This is a genomic window from Duganella rhizosphaerae (assembly GCF_040364205.1).
Lineage (GTDB): Bacteria > Pseudomonadota > Gammaproteobacteria > Burkholderiales > Burkholderiaceae_D > Rugamonas > Rugamonas rhizosphaerae.
In genome coordinates, this window is the sequence record NZ_BPWK01000011.1 from 191,616 (window position 1) to 216,865 (window position 25,250).

Sequence of the window (25,250 nt, forward strand, 5' to 3'; positions counted from 1 at the left end):
CCCTGCTGCTACGCGGCGGGGCGCCGCAACAATAAAATATACGGAGTTTTACATGGCACAAATCGAAGTCAAAGTCCCCCAGCTGTCGGAATCGGTAGCAGAAGCAACCATGCTGACCTGGCATAAAAAAGTCGGCGACGCAGTCGCTCGCGACGAAAACCTGATTGACATCGAAACCGATAAAGTCGTTCTGGAACTGCCGGCCCCGGCCGCAGGCGTTCTGGTCAAAATCATCAAGGGCGACGGCAGCACCGTGGTTGCCGACGAACTGATCGCAGTCATCGACACCGACGGCGTCGCCGCAGCCGCCGCTCCAGCAGCCGCAGCTCCAGCCGCAGCCGCCGCACCAGCAGCCGCACCAGCAGCCGCCACCGGCGGTTCGAAAGGCGACGTGGCCATGCCTGCCGCCGCCAAGATCCTGTCGGAAAAAGGCCTGAGCGCCGGCGATGTCGCCGGTTCGGGCAAAGATGGCCGCGTGACCAAGGGCGACGCCCTGGCCGCCGGCGCCAAAGCACCAGCCGTTGCGCCACTGGCTCCAGCCGCTGCCAAGCCAGCACTGCAACAAGTTGCCACGCCGTCGGGCGCCAGCCTGGGCGATCGTCCGGAAGAGCGCGTGCCGATGAGCCGCCTGCGCGCACGTATCGCCGAGCGCCTGGTGCAATCGCAATCGACCAACGCCATCCTGACCACGTTCAATGAAGTGAACATGGCTCCGGTCATGGACCTGCGCAACAAGTACAAAGACAAGTTCGAAAAAGAGCACGGCGTCAAGCTGGGCTTCATGTCCTTCTTCGTCAAAGCCGCCGTTGCAGCGCTGAAGAAATATCCGATCATCAACGCCTCGGTCGACGGCAACGACATCGTCTACCACGGCTACTTCGACATCGGTATCGCGGTCGGTTCGCCACGCGGCCTGGTCGTGCCTATCCTGCGCAACGCCGACCAGATGTCGATCGCCGACATCGAAAAGAAAATCGGCGAGTTCGGCGTCAAAGCCAAAGAAGGCAAGCTGACCCTGGACGACCTGACCGGCGGCACCTTCTCGATCTCGAACGGCGGCACCTTCGGCTCCATGCTGTCGACCCCGATCATCAACCCGCCACAATCGGCCATCCTGGGCGTGCACGCGACCAAGGACCGCGCTGTTGTCGAAAACGGCCAGATCGTGATCCGTCCAATGAACTACCTGGCAATGTCCTACGACCACCGCATCATCGACGGCCGCGAAGCTGTGCTGGGCCTGGTCGCGATGAAAGAGGCGCTGGAAGATCCGGCACGTCTGCTGCTGGACCTGTAATTTCACTAGGCTTGACCCCGGTAGTTCGGGGTCTGACCCCGTACGGGGTCAGACCCCAGGCTTGCGGGGTTTCATCTCAGAGGGTCATCAATGAGCGTATCTGAAGAAATCAAGCGTTTGCACGAATTGCACCAGGCTGGCGCGCTGTCGGACGAAGAGTTCGCCGCTGCCAAAGCCCGGTTGCTGGACAAGGAAGCATCCTCCGGCATCTCCAACGACATCACCCGATTGCGCCGCTCGAAAACCGATCGCTGGCTGGGTGGCGTGTGCGGCGGGCTGGGCCAGATCACCGGGGTTGAAGCCTGGATCTGGCGTCTGCTGTTTGCGTTGTTTGTGCTGACCTTTGGCTTCGGACTCGCCATCTACATTCTGCTATGGATTTTCGTACCAGAAGAGAACTGATTGGAAAATAAAAAATGAGCAAACAATTTGACGTAGTAGTCATCGGCGCCGGTCCTGGCGGTTACATCGCGGCGATCCGCGCAGCGCAACTGGGTTTCTCGGTCGCCTGCGTCGACGCATGGGAAAATGAAAAGGGCGGCCCGGCCCCAGGCGGCACTTGCACCAACGTTGGCTGCATCCCGTCGAAGGCGCTGCTGCAATCGTCGGAGCACTTCGAGCACGCCGGGCACGCGTTCAAGGAACACGGCATCGACGTCGCCGGCCTGTCGCTGAACCTGCCGCAAATGCTGAAGCGCAAGAACACCGTTGTGAAGCAAAACAACGACGGCATCCTGTTCCTGTTCAAGAAAAACAAGGTCACCTTCTTCCACGGCCGCGCAGCTTTCGCCGGCGCCGCCACCGCTGACGGCTACCCGCTGGCGATCTCCGCGCCAGCGAACGAGACCATCAACGCCAAGCAAGTCATCATCGCCACCGGCTCCAACGCCCGTGCTCTGCCAGGCGCGGAGTTCGATGAAAAACTGATCCTGTCGAACACCGGCGCGCTGGCCATCGAAGGCGTGCCTGCCAAGCTGGGCGTGATCGGCGCCGGCGTGATCGGCCTGGAAATGGGTTCCGTATGGCGCCGCCTGGGTTCCGAAGTGACCGTGCTGGAAGGCCTGCCTGTGTTCCTGGGCGCGGTCGATGAGCAGATCGCCAAGGAAGCCGGCAAGCTGTTCGCCAAGCAAGGCCTGAACATCAACCTGGGCTGCAAGATCGGCACCATCACCAAGGGCGCCAACAACGTCACCGTGGCCTACGAAAACGCCAAGGGCGAAGCGCAGACCGCCGTGTTCGACAAGCTGATCATCTCGATCGGCCGCACCCCGAACACCGACGGCCTGGCCGCCGACAAGGTCGGCCTGAAGCTCGACGAGCGCGGCTTCGTGGCGGTCGACGACGACTGCAAGACCAACCTGCCAGGCGTATGGGCAGTGGGCGATGTGGTGCGCGGCCCGATGCTGGCGCACAAGGCGGAAGAAGAAGGCGTTGCTGTTGCGGAGCGCATGGCTGGCCAGCACGGCCACACCAACTTCAACACCATCCCTTGGGTCATCTACACCTCGCCGGAAATCGCGTGGGTAGGCCGCACCGAGCAGCAGCTGAAGGCCGACGGCGTCGCATATAAAGCCGGCACCTTCCCGTTCCTGGCGAACGGCCGCGCACGCGCGCTGGGCGACACCTCGGGCATGGTCAAGTTCCTGGCCGATGCGACCACCGACGAAATCCTGGGCGTGCACATCATCGGACCGATGGCTTCCGAGCTGATCTCCGAAGCGGTCGTGGCGATGGAGTTCAAGGCTTCGGCTGAAGACATCGCGCGCATCTGCCACGCACACCCGTCGCTGTCGGAAGCGACCAAGGAAGCCGCGCTGGCGATCGACAAGCGCACGCTGAACTTCTAAGCAGCACCCATAAGCGGACTGCGGGCGGACTGCGGTCCGCCCGTTTTTATTTGCGCGCCGCCACAAAGAATCGAACACATGAACGTCGAAGAGTTTTATCAGCATGCGCTGGAAGAGCGCAATTTCAAGGCCGATGCCGCCCAGCGCCGCGCGGTGGACCGCCTGCAACTGTGCTATGACGAATGGGTGGCCTACAAGGGCCAGCGTTCCAGCACCTTCAAGCGCCTGATCCACCGGCCCGACGTGCCGAAAGGCGTCTACATGTGGGGTGGGGTGGGGCGCGGCAAGTCCTTCCTGATGGACAGCTTCTATTCGGTGGTGCCGCTGGTGCGCAAGACGCGCCTGCACTTCCACGAGTTCATGCGCGGCGTGCACCGCCAGCTCGACGAGCTGACCGGCGTCGCCAATCCGCTGGACGAGGTGGCCAAGCGCATCGCCAAGAAATACCGGCTGATCTGCTTCGACGAATTCCACATCTCGGACGTGGCCGACGCCATGATCATGTACAACCTGTTGAGCGCATTGTTCGACAACGGCGTGTCCTTCATCATGACCTCGAACTACGATCCGAAACTGCTGTACCCGGACGGCCTGCACCGCGACCGCATCCTGCCGACCATCCAGCTGCTGTACGACAAGCTGGACGTGATGAACATCGACGCCGGCATCGACTATCGCGGCCGGGCGCTGGAGCAGGTCGATTCCTACCTGACGCCGCTCAACGCCAAGACCGACAGCGCGCTGCGCGAGGCCTACGCCAGCATCGCCGAGACCGCCGACGAAGATCCGGTGGTGCGCATCGAAGCGCGCGAAATCCGCGCGCTGCGCCGCGCCGGCACCATCATCTGGTTCGACTTCAACACCCTGTGCGGCGGTCCCCGTTCGCAGAACGATTACCTGGAAATCGCCAGCCGCTTCCATACCGTGATATTGTCCGGGATTCCGATGATGTCGGCCGCGATGTCGTCGGAGGCGCGGCGCTTTACCTGGCTGATCGACGTGTTCTACGACCAGGGCGTCAAGCTGCTGATGTCGGCCGAGGTGGAGCCGGAAGAGCTGTACACCAACGGCACGCTGGCCAACGAATTTCACCGCACGGTATCGCGCATCGTCGAGATGCAATCGCGCGAGTACATGGATAAAGAGCAGCGCGCCGCGGCCGGCGCGCTGGCGTGATGCAACAGGATAAAAATATGAGACCAAGTTTGAAACCGCTGGGCGAGATGATTGCGGTCGCCGCGCTGGCGGCCCTGGCGACGCTGGCCGCGCCCGCCCAAGCACAGACCCATTCGGTCGAGCAGGCCAACGCCACGCTGGCGCAAGTGGCCAAGGACCGTGCCGCGGTCCACGAGGAATTCGCCGCCAGCGAAAGCGTGTGCTACACCAAGTTCTTCGTCAATCACTGCCTGGACCAGGCCAAGGAAAAACGCCGCGCCGCGCTGGCCAGGCTGCGCGCCACCGAGGTGGAGGCCGAGCATTTCAAACGCGCCGACTCGGTCCAGAAGCGCGACGCCGACCTGGCCGAGCGCGCCCGCAAGGATGCGGAAGACGAGGCCCTGCGCGCCGCCCAGCCGCCGAAGGAAGCCAAGGTCGTCGATGAAACGCCGCGCCCGGCGCCGAACGCTGGCAAAGTGGTGGACCGCGCAGCCGAGCATGCGGCCAAGGTCAAGCTTCAGGAAGCGCAGGATGCGGCCGATGCCGGCAAGCGCGCCGCCAACGCCGCCGCGTTCGCGCAGAAACAGGCCGAGTCGGAAAAACGCCAGGCGCAAGTGGTCAAGAAGAAGGCTGAAAGCGAGGCCAAGCGCGCCGCGCATGAAGCGTCCGAGAAGAAGAAAGCGGCCGCCGCCGAGGCAGCCGCCGCAGCCGCCGCCAAGAAGCAGTAAGCGCTGCGCCTCAGACCGCGCGGCGCATTTTCTGGATGGTGTAGTTCGGGATTTCCTTGGGCTGCTCGACCAGCTTGATGATGGCCATCGAGCAGTTGTCGCCCTTGCCCTGGGCGCGTTCGCCGGCCTTGCTGATCAGGCGTTCGGCCGCCTGGCGCGGGGTGTTGCGGGCCACCGCCGCAGCGAGCTCCGTATCCTTGAATAATTGCCACAGTCCGTCGGAGCACAGCAGGAAGGCGTCGCCCGCCTGCAAGCCGTCGTGGTAGCCGGCCGTGACGAAGGGCGATTTGAAGCTGTTGCCCAGCGCGTTGTTGAGCAGCTTGGAGCTGCGGTGCCGCTTGGCCGCTTCCAGCGGCAGATTGTCCTGCTTGACCAGATGTTCGATGTAGGCGCCGTCGTTGCTGCGCATGGCGCAGGTCTCGCCTTCAAAGCGGTACACCCGCGCATCGCCGACATGGGCCCACACCGCCTGGCCGGCCGGCGTCAGCACCATCAGCGCCAGCGCGCTTTGCGGCTCGGCGGTCTTGGCGATCGGGTTCATCTTCATGACCTGGTGCGCTTCCTCGGCGATGGCACGCATCAGTTCCTGCAGGCGCGGAATGCTGGGCGTGTCGCCGACGCGCATCTCGTCGAACAAGTGTTTGCTGGTCAACAGCACCTGGTCCGAGCCGATGGCGCTGGTGTTGCCGTCGGCCAGTACCGCCATCACGTAGCCGGGCGCCTGGGCGGCCGTGAACAGGGCCACCCGGTCGTTTTGCTGGGACCGGTTTCCTATGTGCTGGGCAGTGCCTGCTTCTATTTTATATGCGCTCATATGCGACACTGTATCCTAGACGGCGGGTGAGCGATCATTATGTTGGCGACAAGCGCGCCGTAGATTAAACTATGCACCGTGTCGCAGTTTGTTTGCAATACGTTTGTTGTTCCAGTGAAACTATTTGTGTGAGTAAAGACTGAGAATTATGACTGATGTACAAGATATCCAGCGTCGTCTGATAGAACTCGACGTCGAACACCGCGATTTGGACGCGGTCATCGACCTGCTCACGCTGGACGGCCATCACGACCAGCTGCAATTGCGCCGCCTCAAAAAGCGCAAGCTGCAATTGAAAGACCATATCACTCTGCTGAAAATGCAATTAGTGCCCGACGTTCCGGCCTGAGTCCGGCTCAGCGCCACAACTAAGTTTATTTTGACCGAACCACTCTCCACGCCCGCCGACACCATCCCCGCCGTAGTCGGCGCCACGCCCGATCAGCCCCCCGGAAAACATGACGCCGAGGTCGAACGCCTGTTCGGCGCCGGCGGACCGCTGGGCCCGGCTGTGGGCGAGTACCGTCCGCGCCGCTCGCAGACCGAGATGGCCAAGGCGGTGGCGGACGCCATCGCCAACCAGACCACGCTGATCGCCGAGGCCGGCACCGGCACCGGCAAGACTTTCGCCTACCTGGTGCCGGCGTTGCTGTGGGGCGGCAAGACCATCGTTTCCACGGGCACCAAGAACTTGCAGGATCAGCTGTTCCTGCGCGACATCCCGACCGTGCGCGCCGCCTTGCAGGCGCCGGTGTCGGTGGCGCTGCTCAAGGGGCGCTCGAACTACGTCTGCCATTACCATTTGGAACGTACGCTGCAAAACGGCCGCATGACCTCGCGCGACGACGTCGGCCACTTGCGCGAAATCTCGCGCTTCCTGAAGATGACCAGTTCCGGCGACAAGGCCGAGTTGGCCCGCGTGCCGGAAAACGCGCTGATCTGGAACCTGGTGACCTCGACCCGCGACAATTGCATGGGCGCCGAGTGCCAGTATTACCAGGATTGCTTCGTCATGAAGGCGCGCAAGGAAGCGCAGCAGGCCGACGTGGTGGTGGTCAACCACCACCTGTTCTTCGCCGACGTGGCGCTGAAGGATTCCGGCATCGCCGAGTTGCTGCCGTCCGCCAATACCGTGATCTTCGATGAGGCGCACCAGCTGCCGGACACCGCCACCTTGTTCTTCGGCGACACGTTTTCCACCTCGCAAGTGCTGGAATTGTGCCGCGATGTGCTGGCCGAAGGCTTGTCCAACGCCCGCGACGGCGCCGATTGGGGCAAGGTCGTCACGGTGGTGGAGAAGGCGGCGCGCGACCTGCGCCTGACTTTCCCGCAAGATATCGTCCGTTTGTCGCTGCCGCAGATCGCGCCGTCGAGCGACTTTTTCCCGGCTTTGCAGACGCTCAAGGACGAGCTGGACGGCATGCTGGCGGTACTGGAAACCCAGGCCGCCCGTGCGGAAACGCTGGAACAATGCCGCCAACGCGGCCTGGAATTGGCGCAAAAATTAAAAGATTGGAAATTCGATCCCAAGGCGCGGGTTGAAAAAGGCGCCGAGGCGGTGTTCTGGGTCGAGGCCTATGCGTCGTCGCTGCAGCTGCATAAGACGCCTTTGTCGATCGCGCCTATCTTCAACGGCCAGCGCGAAGGCGTGCCGCGCAGCTGGATTTTCACCTCTGCGACCTTGGCAGTGAAGAATGATTTCGGCCATTTTTCCGAGCAAATGGGGCTGGAAGGGGAGCCGTCGAAGACCTGGCCGAGCCCGTTTAATTACGAGCAGCAGGGGATTTTGTACGTCCCGCAAGGCTTGCCGGACCCAAATTCCATGGGCTACACCGACGCCGTGCTGGACCACGCGCTGCCGATTATCGAAGCGGCGGGCGGAAAAACCTTCCTTTTGTGCACGACTTTGCGCGCCGTCAAGCGCGCGGCCGAGCGTTTGCGCGACGAATTCGAGAAGCGCGGCTTGCCTTATCCGCTGTTTGTCCAGGGCGACAAAGGCCGTACCGAGCTGCTGGATCAGTTCCGCAAGGCGGGAAATGGCGTACTGATCGGCTCGCAAAGCTTCTGGGAAGGCGTCGATGTGCGCGGCGATGCGCTGTCTTTGGTGATCATCGACAAGCTTCCGTTCGCGCCGCCGGACGATCCGGTGCTGGCCGCGCGCATCGAAGTGATGGAAAAACAGGGCAAAAACGGCTTCATGCACCACACTTTGCCGGAGGCGATTATTAACCTGAAGCAAGGTGCCGGTCGTTTGATCCGCGACGAAGGCGATCGCGGCGTGCTGATGTTGTGCGATCCGCGGGTGATTTCCAAGCCGTACGGCAAGCGGATCTGGCAGAGTTTGCCGTCCTTCAAACGCACCCGCGAACAAGCGGAAGTGATTGAATTTTTCAAAAACAAGAATTCAGATCAGTAACTTCCAGTAATAAATTTTGGCTTGATAGGCCAGCCCCGAAAAGCCAATCGGGGTCGGACCCCGTCCGGGGTCCGACCCCAGCGGAGCGCCGTGCGGGGTGTAAGTTTGCTTTTAAGGCAAAATCACCACCTTGCCCGTGACCTTCCTGGCCGCCATATCGTTCAGCGCCTGCGCCGTTTCCTCCAGCTTGTACCGCCCCGAAATATGCGGCTTGATCTTTCCCTCCTGCAACCATCCCATCAACTGACGCATGCCGGCCAGGTTGGCTTTCGGCTCGCGTTTGACGAACTCGCCCCAGAACACGCCGACCAGTGACGCACCTTTGAGCAAGGTCAAGTTGAGCGGCAATTTCGGAATCTCGCCGTTGGCGAATCCCACCACCAGATAACGTCCCCGCCAAGCAATCGAGCGGAACGCCGGCTCCGCATATTCGCCGCCGACCGGGTCGTAAATCACGTCCGGACCCTTGCCGCCGGTCGCCGCCTTGATCGCCTCGCGCAAATCTTCCTTGCTGTAGTTGATCAGCACGTCCGCGCCATGCGCTTTGCACACTTCCAGCTTCTCGTCGGTCGAAGCGCAAGCAATGATGCGGGCTCCAAGGGCTTTGCCGATCTCGATCGCAGCCAGCCCCACACCGCCAGCCGCGCCAAGTACTAGCATGGTCTCGCCAGCTTTTAGCGCGGCACGGTCCACCACCGCATGATGCGAGGTGCCGTAGGTGAGGGTGATCGCCGCCGCCGTCTCGAAATCCATGCCTGGCGGCATGGGCGCCAGGGCTTGCACCGGCGCCAAAAGTTGTTGTCCAAATGCACCGGTCGGAGTGAAGGCGATGACCCTGTCGCCCGGCTTGAAAGTTGTTACATCGTCAGCAACCGAACGCACCACGCCGGCCACTTCGCTGCCTGGAACGAAGGGCAATTCCGGCTTGAATTGATACTTTCCCTGGATGATGAGTACGTCCGGAAAGTTCAGGCCGGCGGCTTTGACATCGATCACGACCTGTCCCGGACCGGCCTGCGGATCGGGCAATTCCTGGACGGTGAGGGTATCGGGCAATCCCCAGCTTTGACATACGACAGCTTTCATGTGGTCTCCTTGGTTTAAAAAATAGAACGATCGTTAGATTTTTTATGATACCTGAATCCGCCACCGGTTTGCGCAAAGTTCGGTCTGCCGCACGTTTGCGTTTGCACAAAGTGTCGGCTGAGGCGATTGTTAGAGTTGGTTAAACGCTGCACCGCGATAGGGCAGCAACGGAGGATGTCATGACTATCCGTCACGGCTGCTTTTTCAGTTATGCACATGGCCAGCACGCCTACATGAGCAAGTTCAAGAACGATCTGGTCGAAGCGCTCAAGTGCTACCTGGAGCCGCACTTCGACAACGAGAACGAACTCTTTGTTGATAGCGAGCAACTCGGTGGCGGCGACGATCTCGATCAGAAGATCGCGCGCGCCATGTGTGAGAGCGCTTGCATGATTGTCATTTATACACCTAAATACGAAGCCCACGCGTACACCCGCCGCGAGTTTGCAGCAATGCAACTTATTGAAAGCGAACGCAAGCAGTGGTATCCGCTGCCCAGCCACCTGATCATTCCCGTCATCATGACCCGCCATCCGGACGGTTTGCCGCCGCAAATTTCCGGGCCGGGCATGTATGTCGATTTTTCCCGCTACACGCTGGCCAGCGGCGATTTGAAAACCAATCCGGAATTCCTTCCGGATATAGAGAAGATAGTTTTGCGCATTGCCGAGCATTACCACTACCTAAAACGATGCACGCCGCCGGGGCATGACTGTGGTCGTTTTGTCATGCCGGAGATCCCGCCTGAATGGCGTGCACATCCTCCTCCACACTTCCCACGCTAAAGGTTTGCCATGGACATCACTGCCTTGTCGCTGCCGCCGTTGACTGGAACCGGCGAAGTCGTCACTTTCTATTCTTACAAGGGCGGGACCGGGCGCACCATGGCCCTGTCCAATATCGCAGTGTTGTTGGCGCGGCAACAGAACGCCACCACGCCGGTGTTGATGATCGATTGGGACCTGGAAGCGCCGGGCCTGCATCATTATTTTGACCACCACGACGAGGGGCCGGGCGTGCTGGAGCTGTTCGAAGCTTGCCGCGAGCAACTGATGCGCCGCCGCAAGGGGGCGAACCTGCTGGACGAGGAGGAGTTGGCGCGCGAGGTGCTCGCCGCCGTCGGCTGGGAGCAATATGTGCGCCGGGTCGACCAGAGCAGCCAGTTGTACCTGATGCGCGCCGGCCGCTTCGACGACAGCTACGGCGAACGGCTGGCGGCCATGCACTGGGACGAGCTGTTCAACAGCTGCCCGGCGCTGTTCCGCTGCTTTGCCGACAATCTGGCGCGGCATTTCCGCTACGTGCTGGTCGATTCCCGCACCGGCCGCACCGACAGCGCCGGCATCTGCACGACCTTGCTGCCGCGCAAGCTGGTGGTGGTGTTCACGCCCAACCGGCAAAGCCTGGAGGGCGTGCAGGCGCTGGTCACCCGCGCGACCGCCTATCGCCGCAGCCATGAGGACGAACAGCGGCCATTATTGGTCTATCCTCTGCCATCGCGCATCGAAATGGGCGACAGCGCGCAGCGCGCGCAATGGCGGCGCGGCGACCAGCAGCAACGCATACTGGGCTACCAGCCCATCTTCGAACAGTTGCTGTGTTCCTGCTACGGCATGTCGCAGATGTCGCTGGACAGCTATTTCGACGAAGTCCAGCTGCAACAGACCCGCACCTTCGCCTACGGCGAGCAGCTGGCGGTGCGCATGGATCAGGGCGGCGACCGTTTTTCGCTGACACGCACCTTCGAAGCCTTCCTCGACTGGCTGGCCGGCGGCTATTTCCCATGGCAATCGAGCCGCGAGATACACCTGCTGGCCTCGATCAGCGATGCGCGCCGGGCGCTGGAGGAGGGCGGTGTGCGGGCGCTGTCGCAGCCGCTGGCGCGCGACCTCAACCTGCTGGGTGAACTCTACCGTCGTGAAGGTCGGCTGCGCCAGGCGCTGACGTGTTTCGAGGAAAGCATGAGCCTGCGCCAGCGCGGCTTGGGCGAAGACCATCCGGATACGCTGGCCAGCAAAAGCAATCTGGCCGGCGTGCTGCGGCTGCAGGGTCAGCTGGACGATGCGCAGTTCCTGGAGGAGTGCATCGTCGAAACGCGCGAGCGCCTGCTGGGGCGGGAACACCTCGATACGCTGGCGGCGCGGGCCAACCTGGCGGCCACGCTGGCCGAGCAGGGGCGCGCGGCCGAGGCGCTGGCCATGCTGGACGCGGTGCTGGACGCCTATCTGCGCCTGCTTGGCTCGGAACATTTGCTGACCCTGGCCTGCAAGGCGAGCCGGGCCGATATGCTGTTCCGGCGCGGCGACACCGAACACGGCCGCATCGCGCAGGAGCAGGTGCTGGCGGCGCGCAAGCGCCTGCTGGGCGCGGAACACGCCGACACCCTGCGCAGCAAGACCGCGCTGGGCTGCACCTTGCTGCGGATGCAGGAGCTGGATGCCGCCAGCAGCCTGTTCGAAGCCGTGCTCCAGGCGCAGATCCGGCGCCTGGGGCCGGATCACCCGGACACCCGCAAGGCGCGCGCCCAGCTGGCGGACGTGCAGGTGCAGCTGGGCGGGCCGGTCGGCGGCCGGATCGGCGAGCCGTCGCTGGTGCCGGAACTGCATCAGGACGGCGCCGCGGCCGATTACGACGATGCCCTGTCTCGTCCGTTGCGCCAGCGCGACCGGCCCGGGGGCAGCGATCTGTGGACCCGGGCGGCTGAAGAGCTGCTGGCCCTGGACGGCCATTTGAGCGCCACCCGGCCGCCGTCGCGCTAGCGCAAATTTATCTGGCTCGGAGGCCGCCGGCACGCGCAGTCCGGCCATTGCTTCAGGTAAAATCTCCGTATGAGAATCCTGATCAGTAATGACGACGGCTACCTGGCGCCGGGCATCAACGCGTTGGCGGAAGCCCTGGCGCCGATCGCCGACATCGTGGTCGTGGCGCCGGACAGCAACCGCTCCGGCGCTTCCAATTCGCTGTCGCTGGACCGGCCCTTGTCGGTGCAGCGGGCGGCCAATGGTTTCTATTTTGTCAATGGCACGCCGACCGACTGCGTCCACGTGGCGCTGACCGGCATGCTGGACTACAGGCCCGACCTGGTGGTGTCCGGCATCAACAACGGCCCGAATATGGGCGACGACACGCTGTATTCCGGCACCGTCGCCGCCGCCACCGAGGGTTATCTGTTCGGCATCCCCGCCATCGCCTTCTCGCAGGGCGCCCACGGCTGGGAGCACATCGAGGACGCCGCCCGTCATGCGCGTGACATCATCCAGCGCTATTATCAAACGTTGCCGGCGCCGTATCTGCTGAACGTCAACATCCCGAACCGCCCCTACGATCAGCTGACGCTCCCGGTCGCCACGCGGCTGGGCCGCCGTCACCAGGCCGAGCCGGTGATACGGGCCCAGGACCCGCGCGGCAAGGAAATTTTCTGGATCGGCCCGCCGGGCGCGACCAAGGACGCAGGCGAGGGCACGGATTTCTTTGCCTGCGCCCAGGGCCAGACCTCGATCACGCCGCTGCAGATCGACCTGACCCACAAAACTCAACTCGATGCATTGGCAAGGGCCCTGGCATGAACGACAAGAACCGTAGCTTTCCCCTCCCGCTATCCTCGGTAGTCGATAAGGGGGCCAAGAAGGCGACGGTGTTCGCGCCGGTGGCGACGCCGCAGACGGCGACCCAGAACGCGGCCCGCCACGTGGCGCCGCAGCACGGTTATGCCACGCCGCGGCCGGTGGCGGCGCCGTCCAAGTCGCACAGCTACGCGATGGAGCGGGCACAGCCGGTGGCGGCGCCGGCGCCGCGCGGCAATCCGCTGGTGTCGGACGCGGTACGCCGCGCCATGGTGCAGCGGGTGGCCAAACAGGGCGTCAAGGATGCGGTGGTGCTGGGCGCGATGGAGAGCGTGCCGCGCCATATGTTCATGGACGAGGCGCTGGCCTCGCAAGCGTATATCGACGCCTCGCTGCCGATCGGCCATCACCAGACCATCTCCCAGCCCTACATCGTCGCCCGCATGATCGAGGTGATGCGCAACGGCGGTCCGCTGCAGCGCGTGCTGGAGATCGGCACCGGTTGCGGCTATCAGGCGGCGGTGCTGTCCTGCGTGGCGCAGGAGGTGTATTCGATCGAGCGCATCAAGCCTCTGCACGAGCTGGCCAAGGCCAATCTGCGGCCGCTGCGCGTGCCGAACCTGCGCTTGCATTACGGAGATGGTATGCTAGGCCTGCCGCAAGCTGCGCCGTTCGACGGCATCATCCTGGCCGCCGCCGGCCTGGAAGTGCCGCAAGCACTGCTGGAACAGCTGACCATAGGCGGTCGGCTGGTGGCGCCGGTGGGCGTCCGCGCGCAGCACCTGGAATTAATTACACGCATCGGCAAGGCAGAATGGACCAGCGTCACGCTGGAAGACTGCCATTTCGTGCCGCTGCGTCCGGGCACGATATGACGTGCCCGTTTCATTAGACTAAGATGAGAATGACAAATAAAAGTAATTTGCTCGCCATGAGCTTTGCGCTCGCTTTATTGAGCGCCTGCAGCACCACCCCGAATCAGGCACCGGTCGTCGACCGCACCGTGCCGCCGCCAGTCAAGCCCGCCACCCCCAGCGAAACGGCGCAGATCGCCCGCGACGAGCGCGGCCTGTACACGGTCAAGAAAGGCGATACGCTGATCCGCATCGCGCTGGAATACGGCCAGAACTACCGCGACCTGGTGACCTGGAACAACCTGGCCAACCCGAACGACATCAAGGTCGACCAGGTGCTGCGCGTGCTGCCGCCCGACAGCGCATCCAACGGCGTGCAGACCGGCGCCATCGTCATGCCGCCGGCGGAGAAGACGCCGCCGCCACCGCCGGTAGTCAAGAAAACCGAGCCGAAAGGCGAGAAGAAACCGTATTCGGACAGCGCGCTGGCCGAGTTGCAACGCGCCGACAGCAATGGCAACGGCAAGGCCGAAGGCAGCGTCAGGCCGGCCCCGGCGCCATCGCCGGCCGTGGTGGCGGCACCGCCGGCCGCCGCCAGCGCCGCCGCCAGCGTCGACGAGGAAAAACTGAGCTGGATGTGGCCGTCCGAAGGTCGCGTCGTCGCCACCTTCGACGAGGGCAAGAACAAGGGCGTGGATATCGCCGGCAAGGCGGGCCAGCAAGTCGTGGCTGCCGGGGCCGGAAAAGTGATGTATGCCGGCAGCGGCATCCGTGGATATGGTAATCTCGTTATTGTGAAACACAGTAATAGCTTGTTGTCGGCCTACGCCCACAATCGTACTATTGTGGTCAAGGAAGGCCAGAGCGTGACCAAGGGACAAATGATTGCTGAAATGGGCGATTCGGATGCCGATTCCGTCAAGCTGCACTTTGAAATCAGGCAGCAGGGCAAACCGGTGGACCCGTCCAGATTCCTGCCTAACCGCTAGCTGAACCATGACACAGACGCCGCACGACCCGATGGATGACGACTCGGCCCCGGACGAATTCCCGGACGAGAGCAATGATGACGTCGCCATCGAATCTGCGGATGGCGAGGCGGAAACCGTCGAGCCGGGCGCGGTGCTGGAAAGCGTCGATGAACTGAAAAAGGTGCTGGCGGCCGAACTGTCGACCGACACCACCCAGCACTACCTGAACCAGATCGGCACCCGGCCGCTGCTGACGGCGCCGCAGGAAGTGCACTACGCCACCTTGGCCAAGTCCGGCGACTTCAGCGCCCGCCAGACCATGATCGAGCACAATCTGCGGCTGGTGGTCTCGATCGCCAAGCACTACATCAACCGCGGCGTGGTCCTGCTCGACATGATCGAGGAGGGCAACATCGGCCTGATGCGCGCCATCGACAAGTTCGAGCCGGAGCGCGGCTTCCGCTTTTCCACTTACGCCACCTGGTGGATACGCCAGAGCATCGAGCGCGCCATCATGAACCAGGCCCGCACGGTGCGCCTGCCGGTGCACATGGTGCGCGAGCTGAACCAGATCCTGCGTGGCAAATACCATCTCGAAGCCCAGCACCACAACGGCAAGGACGCCACCGCCGAGGACATCGCCGAGCTGGTCGGCCGCCCGGTGGAGGAGGTGCAGGACATCCTGGCGCTGTCCGAGCACGCCACCTCGCTGGACGCGCCGCTGGACAACGATCCGCAATCGTCGCTGATGGACATGCTGCCCGGCGACGCCGACGACAGCCCGGACGCCCGCGCCGAGCACCACGAAATGACCTTGCTGGTGCGCGACTGGCTGACCAAGCTGCCCGACAAGCAGCGCATCGTCATCATGCGCCGCTTCGGCCTCGACAACGACGATCCGGCCACGCTGGAAACGCTGGCCGAGGAAATGGGCGTGACGCGGGAGCGGGTGCGCCAGATCCAGCAGGAAGCGCTGGTCAAGCTGAAACGCGCCATGGCCGCGCGCGGCGTGGTGCGCGATTCCCTGCTGTAGTTCGTTCCCATTCTGCTATCATGTCGGCCCCGGCATATGAGTGCCGGCGCTAGCCATTGCCAATCCAACATTGAACGTTATGCAAGAAAATACAATCTTCATCAAGTCGCTCGACATGGACGCCCGCGGCGTCGGCCATCTGGAAAATGAAGACGGCTCCCAGGGTAAAGTGGTGTTTGTCGAAGGCGCGCTGCCTGGCGAGACGGTGAAATTCACCACGTTCAAGAAGAAGAAAAACTGGGAAATGGCCCGCATGGACGAGCTGCTGCACGAGTCCCATATGCGCGTGAAGCCGCAGTGCGTGCACTTCGACATGTGCGGCGGCTGCTCGATGCAGCACCTGGAGCCGACCGCGCAGGTGGCGATCAAGCAGCGCGTGCTGGAAGATAACCTGCGCCATATCGGCAAGGTGCGTCCGCTGACGGTGATGCGCCCGATGTACGGCCCGACCTGGGGCTACCGCTACCGCGCCCGCCTGTCGGTGCGCCACGTGGCCAAGAAGAACACGGTGCTGGTCGGCTTCAAGGAAAAGAAAACCATCTTCGTGGCCGACATCCAGAGCTGCGAGATCCTGCCCAAGCATGTGTCGGACCTGCTGCTGCCGCTGCGCGGTCTGCTCAGCTCATTGACCCTGTTCGACCAGATTCCGCAGATCGAAGTGGCGATCGGCGAAGGCGTGACCGCGCTGGTGCTGCGCATCATGTCGCCGCTGGGCGCCGGCGACGACGCCAAGCTGAAGGCCTTCGCCGACCTGCATCAGGTGCAGTTCTGGCTGCAAACCAAGGGCCCGGAAACGGCTGTGCCTTACTACCCGCTGGACCAGCAGCTGTACTATCAGCTGCCGGAATTCGGCATCAAGATGCCGTTCAAGCCGGTCGACTTCACGCAGGTCAACCACTACATCAACCGCGTGCTGGTGGTCAAAGCCCTGCGCCTGCTGGACGTGCAGCCGGAAGACCGCGTGGCCGACCTGTTCTGCGGCCTGGGCAACTTCACGCTGCCGCTGGCGACGCAGGCGCGCGAGGTGGTCGGCATCGAAGGCCTGACCTCGCTGACCGAGCGCGCGCTGGACAACGCCAAGGCCAACGGCCTGTCGGACAAAACCACCTTCTACACCCGCAACCTGTTCGAGATCACGGCCGATCACCTGGTCGAGCTGGGCAAGTTCGACCGCATGCTGATCGACCCGCCGCGCGACGGCGCCATGGCGCTAAGCGAAGCGCTGGTGGCCCTGAGCCAGACTCGCGCCGACCTGCTGCCCAAGCGTATCGTCTACGTCTCGTGCAGCCCGTCGACGCTGGCGCGCGACGCCGGCATCCTGGTGCAGGCCGGCTATGTGCTCGACAAGGCCGGCGTGATCAATATGTTCCCGCATACGTCGCATGTGGAATCGATGGGCGTATTTAATCTGAGTTAATGCGCTGGCTTGATGCGCTAGCCTGATGTTTTTCTTGTAATGTTGTTGACATTGCCGGGGGCGTTTGCAACACTGGTCTGATTCCCCATCAGCACCGGAGTTGGCATGCGCCTCCTGTCCCGCTTTATCGGCATGGCCGCCTTGTGCAGCCTGCCGCTGGCCGTCCTGGCCCAGACCTCCGTCACTTCCGTTACCTCCTTTTCTCCCGCCGGCGTCGTCAAAGGCGTGCGCCAGGCGACTGCGCGCTTCAGCGGCCAGATGGTCCCGCTAGGCGACATGCGCCTGGGCGATCCGTTCACCGTCGATTGTCCGGAAGAGGGCAAGGGTCGCTGGATCGACGGCAAAAACTGGAGCTACGATTTCGCTCGCGACCTGCCGGCCGGCGTGGCATGCAGCTTCACGCTGAAGCAGGACGCCAAAGACCTGGCGGGCAAGCCGCTCGCCGGCGAACGGCGTTTCGCCTTTAACACCGGCGGCCCCGCCATCGTGCAGTCGATGCCGCGCGAGGGCGCGTCGGATATCGACGAACAGCAGATCTTCATCCTCGGGCTGGACGCGCCGGCCAGCGACGAAACCGTCGCCGCGCGCACATGGTGCCGCGCCGAAGGCATCAACGAAAAAATCGGCGTGCGCGTGCTGGCCGGCGCGGAGCGCGAGCAGATACTGGCGCAGCGCAAGTCCTTCATGGATCGCTACCTGACCGTCTACTTCAAGGCGCGCGGCGTGGTGTGGGGCGCGACGGCGACGGTGCGCGGCAAGCGACTGGAAAAGCTGCCGCTGGCGGTCCTGCAATGCAAGCGCCGCCTGCCTGCGAATGCTGAAGTGTCGCTGGTCTGGGGCGCGGGCATCGCGGCCGACAGCGGCATCGCGACGACGAAGGAACAGACCTGGTCGTACAAGACGCGGCCTGAATTCACCGCCAAGTTCAGTTGCGACAGGCTGAAAACCGACGGCGGCTGCATCCCCTTCCTGCCCGCCCGCCTGGAGTTCACGGCGCCGATCCGCATGGCCGATGCCCTGGCCATCAAGTTGACCGGCCCTGGCGGCAAGGTCTTCAAGGCCAGCGTCAACAAGGAAGAAGCCAAGGCCGATTACGTCAACTGGCTGACCATTGAGGGCCCGTTCCCGGAGAAGTCCAAACTGATGCTGTCGCTGCCGGTCGGCTTGAAGGACGACGCCAACCGCCCCTTGCTGAATCAGGCGCGCTTCCCGATGGCGGTGCAGATGGACGTGCAGCCGCCGCTGGTCAAGTTCCCGGCGCGTTTCGGCATCATCGAGGCCAAGGGCGACCGGCTGCTGCCGGTCACGGTGCGCAATGTCGAAGGCAGCCTGGCGGGGCGCAAGTCGCGGGTCGACGGCGCGGCCCTGCGCGTCAACGACGCCGGCGTCGCACAGGATGAGCAGGACCGGCAGGTCATGTCCTGGCTGCGCCGCATGTCCGGCTATGGTTGGGAACCGCGCGAGCTGTATGGCGACGCCCTGTATCAGCCGCTGCTGGGCGAGAGCAGGAAGGCGCCGGTGGGCACGGTCGAGCGCTTCACCATGCCCAAGCCGGGCGGACGGCAGGCCTTCGAGGTGGTCGGCATCCCGCTGCGCAAGCCGGGCTTCTATGTGGTCGAACTGGCCAGCCCCAAGCTGGGCGCGGCGCTGAACGACAAGCCATCCACCGCCTACATCAGCACGGCGGCCTTGGTGACCAATATGGTGGCCCACTTCAAGCGCGGCGCGCAGTCGTCGCTGGTGTGGGTGACGTCGCTGGACAAGGGCAGGCCGGTGCCGCAAGCGCAGGTGACGGTGCGCGATTGCGCCGGCAAGCAGATATGGCAGGGCGTCACCAACGGCATGGGCGTGGCCAGCATTGCGCAGGAGCTGCCGGAGGGCAGCTGCGAATCCAGCGGAGGCTACTTCATCAGCGCGCGCAACGGCGCCGACATGACCTTTACGCTGTCCAGCTGGACGCGCGGTATCGAGAGCTGGCGCTTCAACCTGCCGACCGAAGGCAGCAACGCCGACAACGTCATCGCCGCCACGGTATTCGACCGCACGCTGCTGCGCGCGGGCGAGACGGTACATATGAAGCACTTCCTGCGCCGCCATGTCGAACGGGGCATCGCGCTGGTCGTCGCGAACGATGCGCGCAAGGCGCGGCCGGGCAGCATCTTCGTCATGCATGAGGGGAGCGAGCAGAAATATGAACTGCCGATCGGCTGGAACGCCAACGGCAGCGCGGAAAACCAGTGGGTGATACCGGCCGACGCCAAGCAAGGCTGGTACTCCGTCATGCTGGGCGGCCGCACGGCGGGGCGCTTCCGCGTCGAGCAGTTCCGCGTGCCGACCATGAAGGCCATCCTGCAAGGACCGAAGACGCCGGCTATCCAGGCGCCGACGGTGGATCTGGATGTGCAGCTCAGCTACCTGTCCGGCGGCGGCGCCGGCGGCGCGGCCGTGCAGCTGCGCACCGTGGTGCAGGACAAGGCGGTCAGCTTTGAAGACTATGCGGACTTCACCTTCAGCGCCGGCGACGTCAAGGTCGGCGTTGAGCGCAGCAACGGCGCTTTCGATGAAGACGAAGGCATGTTCGAGGAAGGCGAGGCCGATGCCGACGCCAACGGCGGCGCGGTCAGCGGCCCGTCCGGCATCAAGACCCGCAGCCTCACGCTGGACAAGGCCGGCGGCGCACGCGTCACGCTGGACCAGCTGCCGGCGGTGCAGACGCCGCACGACCTGACGGCCGAAATGTCCTACCAGGACGCCAACGGCGAAACGCTGTCCGTGTCGACTCGCATTCCCCTGTGGCCGTCCAGCTACGTGATCGGCATCCAGCCGGACGGCTGGGTGTTGAGCAAGGACGCGCTGAAATTCCAGGTGGTGGTGCTGGACCTGCAAGGCAAGCCGGTGGCCGACGCGCCGGTATCGGTGGACTTCTTCCAGCGGCAGTCGTACTCGCACCGCCGGCGTTTGATCGGCGGCTTCTACGCCTACGAGAACAACAACGAAGTCAAGGCGCTGGGCGCCGCCTGCGAAGGCAAGACCGACAACAAGGGTCTGCTGATGTGCCAGGTCAAGGCGCCCGCATCGGGAAACCTGATCCTGCGCGCCAAGACGCAGGATGGCCAGCAGCGCGTGGCGATGACCAACCGCGAAACCTGGGTGGCCGACGGCGCCGACTGGTGGTTCAACGCCACCGACAACGACCGCATCGATCTGCTGCCGGAGAAGAAGCGCTACGAGCCGGGCGACACGGCCAGCTTCCAGGTGCGCATGCCGTTCCGCGAAGCGACCGCGTTGATCACCGTGGAGCGCGAAGGCATCATCGATACCTATGTGCGTGCGCTGTCGGGCAGCTCGCCGGTGTTCACCATCCCGGTCAAGAACAGCTACGCGCCCAATGTGTACGTATCGGCGCTGGTGGTGCGCGGCCGCGTGGCCAGCGTGCAGCCGACCGCGCTGGTCGACCTGGGCAAGCCCGCATACAAGCTGGGCATCGCGCCGCTGCGCGTGGGCTGGTCGGCCAATGAGTTGAAGGTGCAGGTCACGGCCGACAAGCCGGTCTACAACATCCGCGACAAGGCCACCGTGGCGGTCAAGGTCACGCGCGCGGACGGTTCGGCGCCGCCCGCCGGCGCCGAGGTGGCGCTGGCGGCGGTCGATGTCGGCCTGCTGGAGCTGATGCCCAACACCAGCTGGGACCTGCTGGAAGCGATGATGCAGCAGCGCAGCCTGCAAGTGGAGACGGCGACCGCGCAGATGCAAGTGGTCGGCAAGCGCCACTTCGGCCGCAAGGCCGTGCCGCACGGTGGTGGCGGCGGCAAGGGGGCGGGACGTGAGCTGTTCGACACGCTGCTGTTCTGGAAGGCCCGCGTGACGCTGGACGCCAATGGCGAAGCCACGGTGCAGGTGCCGATCAACGATTCGCTGACCGCTTTCCGCATCGTCGCCATCGCCAGCGCCGACGCCGATTTGTTCGGCACCGGCCGCACCGAGGTGCGCAGCTCGCAGGATCTGATACTGCTGTCAGGCTTGCCCGCGCTGGTGCGCGAGGGCGACCGCTTCCGCGCCGGCTTCACGCTGCGTAACACCACCAACGCCGCCGTCAAGGTGGCGCTGACCGCCAATGCGGGTGGCAAGACGCTGGCGCCGCAGCAGGTGTCGCTGGAGGCGGGGCAGGCGCAGGATATCGGCTGGGATTACCAGGTGCCGTTGTCGGTCAGCGCGTTGGCGTGGGACGTGGGCGCCAGCATCGTGGCGGAAGGCGAGGGCGGTGCGGCGACGCGCGACCGGCTGAAGGTCAAGCAGAAAGTGGTGGCCGCGGTGCCGGTGCGCACCACGCAGGCGACCCTGCTGCAGCTGGATGGCAAGCAGTCCATGCAGGTGCGCTTGCCGGACGATGCGTTGCCGGGACGCGGCGGCGTGCAGGCGCAGTTCAGCGCCAAACTTGGAAGCGACCTGCCGGGTGTGCGCGACTACATGAGTGCTTATCCATACCGCTGCTTCGAGCAGGTCAGCTCGCGCGCCATCGCGCTGCATGACAAGGCGATGTGGCAGTCGGCGGTCGATACGCTGCCGGCGCACCTGGATGCAGACGGCTTGGTCAAGTACTTCGCCAGCATGCAGCAGGGTTCCGATACGCTGACCGCCTATGTGCTGTCGGCCTCGCAGGAAGCCGGCTACGCCATTCCCGATGAACTGAAGGGCCGCATGGAGAGCGGACTGATGGCCTTCGTGCAGGGCAAGGTGACACGTTACTCGTCGCTGCCGACCGCCGACCTGGCGATCCGCAAGATGGCCGCGCTGGAGGCGCTGTCGCGTTCCAACGGCATCTTGCCGGAAGCGCTGGAGTCGTTCTCGGTCGAGCCGAATCTGTGGCCGACGTCCGCCGTCATCGACTGGTACCTGGTGCTCAAGCGCTCGCCCAAGCTGCCGCAGCACGCGCAGCGGTTGGCGCAGGCGGACCAGATCCTGCGTTCGCGCCTGAACCTGCAAGGCACGACGATGGGCTTCTCGACCGAACGCACCGACGACTGGTGGTGGCTGATGGCCTCCGCCGACAGCAACGCCAACCGGCTGCTGCTGGCGATGGTGGACAACCCGGCCTGGAAGGAAGACATCGGCCGCCTGGCGCGCGGGGCGCTGGGACGGCAGAAGAAGGGCCGCTGGGGCACCACGGTGGCCAATGCCTGGGGCACGCTGGCGATCGACCGCTTCTCGCAGAAATTCGAGAACGTGGCGGTGACCGGCACCAGCAGCGCCACGCTGGGGCAGGCCAGCAAGAGCATCGCCTTCGGCGGCGCGACCAAGGGCGGCAGCGTGCTGCTGCCATGGCCGCGCGGCAGCGGCGAGCTGGAACTGGCCCACGCTGGCACGGGCAAGCCGTGGGTGACGGTGCAGACGCTGGCCGCGCTGCCGCTGAAGGCGCCGGTGTCGAGCGGCTACAAGATCGCCAAGACCATCACGCCGGTGGAGCAGAAGAAGGCCGGCGTCTGGTCGCGCGGCGACGTCTATCGCGTGCATCTGGATCTGGAAGCGCAGTCGGACATGACCTGGGTGGTGGTGGACGATCCGATCCCGGCCAGCGCCACGGTGCTGGGCTCCGGCCTGGGACGCGATTCGCAGCTGCTCAGCAGCGGCAACAAGAGCAGCGGCTGGACGTTGCCGGTGTTCGAAGAGCGCACCTTCGAGGGGTATCACGCGTTCTATCAGTTTGTCCCGAAAGGCAAGTGGAGCGTGGAGTACACTGTGCGCTTGAATAATCCGGGCCAGTTCAACCTGCCGACCACGCGCGTCGAAGCGATGTACAGCCCGGAGATGTTTGGCGAAGCGCCGAATGCACCAATGAGCATTAAATGAAACTGATTGCAGCAACCCTACTGGCGCTGGCCGGCGCGACGCAAGGAGCCGAGGTTTTCAGCGTGCCGACGCCGGAGCAGGTGCGCGCCGCCTACCGCTCGTCGGAAGCCGAACTGCTGGACCGCCACGGCCAGCCGGTGCAGTCGCTGCGCATCGACATGAAGGTGCGTCGCCTGCCGTGGGTGGCGCTGGCCGACATCTCTCCCAGCCTGCCGGCGGCGGTGCTGCAGGCCGAAGACCAGCGCTTCTACGAACACGGAGGCGTCGACTGGAGCGCGGCCACCAAGGCCGCCTGGGATAATCTGTTTCGCGGCCGGCCGCGCGGTGCCTCCACCATCACTATGCAGTTGGCGGCGCAGTTGGATCCGCATCTTCAGGCATCGGCCAAGGGCCGCAGCTGGGGCCAGAAGTGGGACCAGATCAAGGCCGCCCGCCAGCTCGACGCCACGTGGACCAAGCAGCAGATCATGGAGGCGTATTTGAACCTGGTGTCCTTCCGCGGCGAGTTGCAGGGCGTGGGCGCGGCGGCGCGCGGCTTGTTCGGCAAGGCGCCGTCGGGATTGAACCTGACCGAATCGATGATCCTGGCCAGCCTGCTGCGCGGACCGGGCGCGGCGCCCAAGGTGGTGTGGCAGCGCGCGTGTGCGCTGTCGCGCGAGCTCAAGGCGCCGGCCACCTGCAACGAGATCGAGCTGCGGACCTTGGTCGCGATGGGACGTCCGTTGCTGGCGGCCGAGCTGCCATCGGCGCCGCAAGTGGCGCAGCAGCTCTTGACCGGCGCCAGTGGCGGTCAGGCGGTGCGCAGCACGCTTGATGGCGAGTTGCAGCGTTACGCGCAAACGGCCTTGCGCCAGCAGCTGATGACGCTGAGGGAGCGCAACGTCAACGACGGCGCGCTGGTGGTGCTGGATAACGCCAGCGGTGAGATCCTGGCCTACGTCGGCAACGCGGGCGTCGGCGAGGTCGATGGCGTGGCGGCGTTGCGGCAGGCCGGGTCCACGCTCAAGCCCTTCCTGTACGAGTTGGCGCTGGAGCGCAGGCTGATCACGGCGGCTTCGGTGATGGACGACACGGCGATCGATATCTCCACGCCGTCCGGCCTGTACATTCCGCAGAACTATGACAAGGACTTCAAAGGCCACGTCAGCGTGCGCACCAGCCTGGCCAGTTCGCTCAACGTGCCGGCGGTGCGCACGCTGGTGATGACCGGCATGGAGCGCTTCTACGAGCGCCTGCACGACGTGGGACTGAGCAGCCTGACCGAGGCGCCGGAATTTTATGGCTATTCGCTGGCGCTGGGTTCCGCCGAAGTGTCGCTGCTGGAGCTGACCAACGCCTATCGCGCGCTGGCCAACGGTGGCATGTACGGCGCGGTGATATTGGCGCCGCGCGCCGGTGCGGCGCCAGCGCCCGCGTCGCGCCGCGTGCTCGATGCCAGGGCTGCCTTCATCGTCGGCGATATCCTGTCCGACCGCGCCGCGCGCAGTCTGACCTTCGGCTTGAAGAACGAGCTGGCCACCACCTTCTGGAGCGCGGTCAAGACCGGCACCAGCAAGGACATGCGCGACAACTGGTGCATGGGTTATTCGGACAAATACACGGTCGGCGTCTGGGTCGGCAATTTCGACGGGCAGTCGATGTGGGACGTTTCCGGCGTCACCGGCGCAGCGCCCGTGTGGCGCGATGTGATGGACTACCTGCATCGCGGCCAGGCCAGCCGCGCGCCGCAGCCGCCGACGGGTGTGCTGCATCAGCAGATCGTCTACCAGCCGGCGCTGGAATCGGCGCGCGGCGAGTGGTTCATCGCCGGCACCGAAACCCCGGTCATCGCGCTGGTGCAGGACACGCAGCGCGCGCCCAAGATCCTGTATCCGGGCGAAGCCAGCATCATCGCCGTCGACCCCGACATCCCGGACGCCGTCCAGCGCGTCTTTTTCCAGGCCCAGGCGGGGAAGGGTCTGCACTGGCGTCTGGACGGCGCCGACCTCGGCCAGGCCAACGCCGACTACGCCTGGCGTCCCGTCACCGGCCCGCACCAGCTGGCCCTGATCGACGCCAACGCCCAAGTCGTCGCCACCACCCGTTTCCACGTCCGCTAAAAAACGAAAAAACGGGGTCAGATACCGTCTTGAATGACAAGCCCTTTCGATAGGTAATTGGGATCGAAAGGCTTGTCATTGTGTATCACCCCATAAATTAAGTGGGCCAGTTTGTGCATAACC

Annotated in this window: 18 protein-coding genes; 16 read left to right on the forward strand and 2 right to left on the reverse strand. The window is 64.2% G+C overall.

What is annotated here, in order from left to right; all coding sequences use genetic code 11:
* The first annotated feature begins 52 nt into the window (after nt 1-52).
* The 5 genes from odhB to RUGAMON1_RS22555 all read left to right on the forward strand — a co-directional run bounded on the left by odhB (nt 53) and on the right by RUGAMON1_RS22555 (nt 5,027).
* Complete coding sequence (odhB, locus tag RUGAMON1_RS22535; protein WP_445232639.1) at nt 53-1,297, forward strand: 2-oxoglutarate dehydrogenase complex dihydrolipoyllysine-residue succinyltransferase; 1,245 nt, start codon at nt 53-55, stop codon at nt 1,295-1,297.
* Between the two features lie 90 nt (nt 1,298-1,387).
* Nucleotides 1,388-1,699 (forward strand): PspC domain-containing protein, encoded by a 312-nt coding sequence (locus tag RUGAMON1_RS22540; protein WP_445232640.1) that lies wholly within the window; start codon nt 1,388-1,390, stop codon nt 1,697-1,699.
* 14 nt (nt 1,700-1,713) lie between these two features.
* Nucleotides 1,714-3,144, forward strand: a complete 1,431-nt coding sequence (gene lpdA, locus RUGAMON1_RS22545) for a dihydrolipoyl dehydrogenase (RefSeq protein ID WP_445232641.1) — start codon at nt 1,714-1,716, stop codon at nt 3,142-3,144.
* Between the two features lie 78 nt (nt 3,145-3,222).
* Nucleotides 3,223-4,320 (forward strand): cell division protein ZapE, encoded by a 1,098-nt coding sequence (zapE, locus tag RUGAMON1_RS22550; protein WP_445232642.1) that lies wholly within the window; start codon nt 3,223-3,225, stop codon nt 4,318-4,320.
* A 17-nt stretch (nt 4,321-4,337) separates the two neighbouring features.
* Complete coding sequence (locus tag RUGAMON1_RS22555) at nt 4,338-5,027, forward strand: hypothetical protein (protein WP_445232643.1); 690 nt, start codon at nt 4,338-4,340, stop codon at nt 5,025-5,027.
* Nucleotides 5,028-5,037: 10 nt separating this feature from the next.
* On the opposite strand, the gene RUGAMON1_RS22560 is transcribed toward RUGAMON1_RS22555, so the two are convergent.
* Complete coding sequence (locus RUGAMON1_RS22560) at nt 5,038-5,841, reverse strand: PP2C family protein-serine/threonine phosphatase (protein ID WP_445232644.1); 804 nt, start codon at nt 5,839-5,841, stop codon at nt 5,038-5,040.
* A 148-nt stretch (nt 5,842-5,989) separates the two neighbouring features.
* Here RUGAMON1_RS22560 and RUGAMON1_RS22565 point away from each other — a divergent pair, with 148 nt between their 5' ends.
* Together RUGAMON1_RS22565 and yoaA are read left to right on the forward strand one after the other, a co-directional pair.
* Nucleotides 5,990-6,190, forward strand: a complete 201-nt coding sequence (locus tag RUGAMON1_RS22565; protein ID WP_026334267.1) for a YdcH family protein — start codon at nt 5,990-5,992, stop codon at nt 6,188-6,190.
* Between the two features lie 30 nt (nt 6,191-6,220).
* Nucleotides 6,221-8,257, forward strand: a complete 2,037-nt coding sequence (yoaA, locus tag RUGAMON1_RS22570; RefSeq protein WP_445232645.1) for a DNA repair helicase YoaA — start codon at nt 6,221-6,223, stop codon at nt 8,255-8,257.
* A 111-nt stretch (nt 8,258-8,368) separates the two neighbouring features.
* On the opposite strand, the gene RUGAMON1_RS22575 is transcribed toward yoaA, so the two are convergent.
* The gene (locus RUGAMON1_RS22575; RefSeq protein WP_445232646.1) at nt 8,369-9,343 is read right to left on the reverse strand and encodes an NADPH:quinone oxidoreductase family protein; all 975 of its coding nucleotides are present in this window, start codon (nt 9,341-9,343) and stop codon (nt 8,369-8,371) included.
* A gap of 179 nt (nt 9,344-9,522) precedes the next feature.
* Here RUGAMON1_RS22575 and RUGAMON1_RS22580 point away from each other — a divergent pair, with 179 nt between their 5' ends.
* The 9 genes from RUGAMON1_RS22580 to pbpC all read left to right on the forward strand — a co-directional run bounded on the left by RUGAMON1_RS22580 (nt 9,523) and on the right by pbpC (nt 25,127).
* Nucleotides 9,523-10,128: a toll/interleukin-1 receptor domain-containing protein gene (locus RUGAMON1_RS22580; RefSeq protein ID WP_445232647.1), complete on the forward strand. Its 606-nt coding sequence runs from the start codon at nt 9,523-9,525 to the stop codon at nt 10,126-10,128.
* Between the two features lie 9 nt (nt 10,129-10,137).
* Nucleotides 10,138-12,102, forward strand: a complete 1,965-nt coding sequence (locus RUGAMON1_RS22585) for a KGGVGR-motif variant AAA ATPase (RefSeq protein WP_445232648.1) — start codon at nt 10,138-10,140, stop codon at nt 12,100-12,102.
* A gap of 69 nt (nt 12,103-12,171) precedes the next feature.
* Entirely contained in the window at nt 12,172-12,909 is a 738-nt protein-coding gene (gene surE / locus RUGAMON1_RS22590; RefSeq protein WP_445232649.1) for a 5'/3'-nucleotidase SurE, read from the forward strand.
* Nucleotides 12,906-13,781 carry a protein-L-isoaspartate(D-aspartate) O-methyltransferase gene (locus tag RUGAMON1_RS22595; protein WP_445232650.1) on the forward strand — a complete coding sequence of 292 codons (876 nt, stop codon included), beginning with the start codon at nt 12,906-12,908 and terminating at the stop codon, nt 13,779-13,781. Before surE ends, RUGAMON1_RS22595 begins: the two co-directional genes overlap by 4 nt.
* Before the next feature lie 29 nt (nt 13,782-13,810).
* A complete protein-coding gene (locus RUGAMON1_RS22600; protein WP_445232651.1) occupies nt 13,811-14,749 on the forward strand; it encodes a peptidoglycan DD-metalloendopeptidase family protein in 939 nt (312 codons plus the stop codon).
* Nucleotides 14,750-14,756: 7 nt separating this feature from the next.
* Complete coding sequence (rpoS, locus tag RUGAMON1_RS22605; protein ID WP_116987905.1) at nt 14,757-15,764, forward strand: RNA polymerase sigma factor RpoS; 1,008 nt, start codon at nt 14,757-14,759, stop codon at nt 15,762-15,764.
* A 79-nt stretch (nt 15,765-15,843) separates the two neighbouring features.
* The gene (gene rlmD / locus RUGAMON1_RS22610) at nt 15,844-17,181 is read left to right on the forward strand and encodes a 23S rRNA (uracil(1939)-C(5))-methyltransferase RlmD (RefSeq protein WP_445232652.1); all 1,338 of its coding nucleotides are present in this window, start codon (nt 15,844-15,846) and stop codon (nt 17,179-17,181) included.
* A 105-nt stretch (nt 17,182-17,286) separates the two neighbouring features.
* Nucleotides 17,287-23,028 (forward strand): alpha-2-macroglobulin family protein, encoded by a 5,742-nt coding sequence (locus tag RUGAMON1_RS22615; protein ID WP_445232653.1) that lies wholly within the window; start codon nt 17,287-17,289, stop codon nt 23,026-23,028.
* Entirely contained in the window at nt 23,025-25,127 is a 2,103-nt protein-coding gene (pbpC, locus tag RUGAMON1_RS22620; protein ID WP_445232654.1) for a penicillin-binding protein 1C, read from the forward strand. Before RUGAMON1_RS22615 ends, pbpC begins: the two co-directional genes overlap by 4 nt.
* Nucleotides 25,128-25,250 lie beyond the last annotated feature (123 nt).

Coding starts and splice junctions, on each gene's coding strand:
- rlmD (WP_445232652.1), top strand. CDS start 15,844: ATGCAAGAAAATACAATCTTCATCAAGTCGCTCGACATGGACGCCCGC.
- RUGAMON1_RS22565 (WP_026334267.1), top strand. CDS start 5,990: ATGACTGATGTACAAGATATCCAGCGTCGTCTGATAGAACTCGACGTC.
- lpdA (WP_445232641.1), top strand. CDS start 1,714: ATGAGCAAACAATTTGACGTAGTAGTCATCGGCGCCGGTCCTGGCGGT.
- RUGAMON1_RS22540 (WP_445232640.1), top strand. CDS start 1,388: ATGAGCGTATCTGAAGAAATCAAGCGTTTGCACGAATTGCACCAGGCT.
- RUGAMON1_RS22575 (WP_445232646.1), bottom strand. CDS start 9,343: ATGAAAGCTGTCGTATGTCAAAGCTGGGGATTGCCCGATACCCTCACC.
- zapE (WP_445232642.1), top strand. CDS start 3,223: ATGAACGTCGAAGAGTTTTATCAGCATGCGCTGGAAGAGCGCAATTTC.
- rpoS (WP_116987905.1), top strand. CDS start 14,757: ATGACACAGACGCCGCACGACCCGATGGATGACGACTCGGCCCCGGAC.
- RUGAMON1_RS22615 (WP_445232653.1), top strand. CDS start 17,287: ATGCGCCTCCTGTCCCGCTTTATCGGCATGGCCGCCTTGTGCAGCCTG.
- RUGAMON1_RS22580 (WP_445232647.1), top strand. CDS start 9,523: ATGACTATCCGTCACGGCTGCTTTTTCAGTTATGCACATGGCCAGCAC.
- surE (WP_445232649.1), top strand. CDS start 12,172: ATGAGAATCCTGATCAGTAATGACGACGGCTACCTGGCGCCGGGCATC.
- RUGAMON1_RS22560 (WP_445232644.1), bottom strand. CDS start 5,841: ATGAGCGCATATAAAATAGAAGCAGGCACTGCCCAGCACATAGGAAAC.
- RUGAMON1_RS22555 (WP_445232643.1), top strand. CDS start 4,338: ATGAGACCAAGTTTGAAACCGCTGGGCGAGATGATTGCGGTCGCCGCG.
- odhB (WP_445232639.1), top strand. CDS start 53: ATGGCACAAATCGAAGTCAAAGTCCCCCAGCTGTCGGAATCGGTAGCA.
- RUGAMON1_RS22600 (WP_445232651.1), top strand. CDS start 13,811: ATGACAAATAAAAGTAATTTGCTCGCCATGAGCTTTGCGCTCGCTTTA.
- RUGAMON1_RS22595 (WP_445232650.1), top strand. CDS start 12,906: ATGAACGACAAGAACCGTAGCTTTCCCCTCCCGCTATCCTCGGTAGTC.
- RUGAMON1_RS22585 (WP_445232648.1), top strand. CDS start 10,138: ATGGACATCACTGCCTTGTCGCTGCCGCCGTTGACTGGAACCGGCGAA.
- pbpC (WP_445232654.1), top strand. CDS start 23,025: ATGAAACTGATTGCAGCAACCCTACTGGCGCTGGCCGGCGCGACGCAA.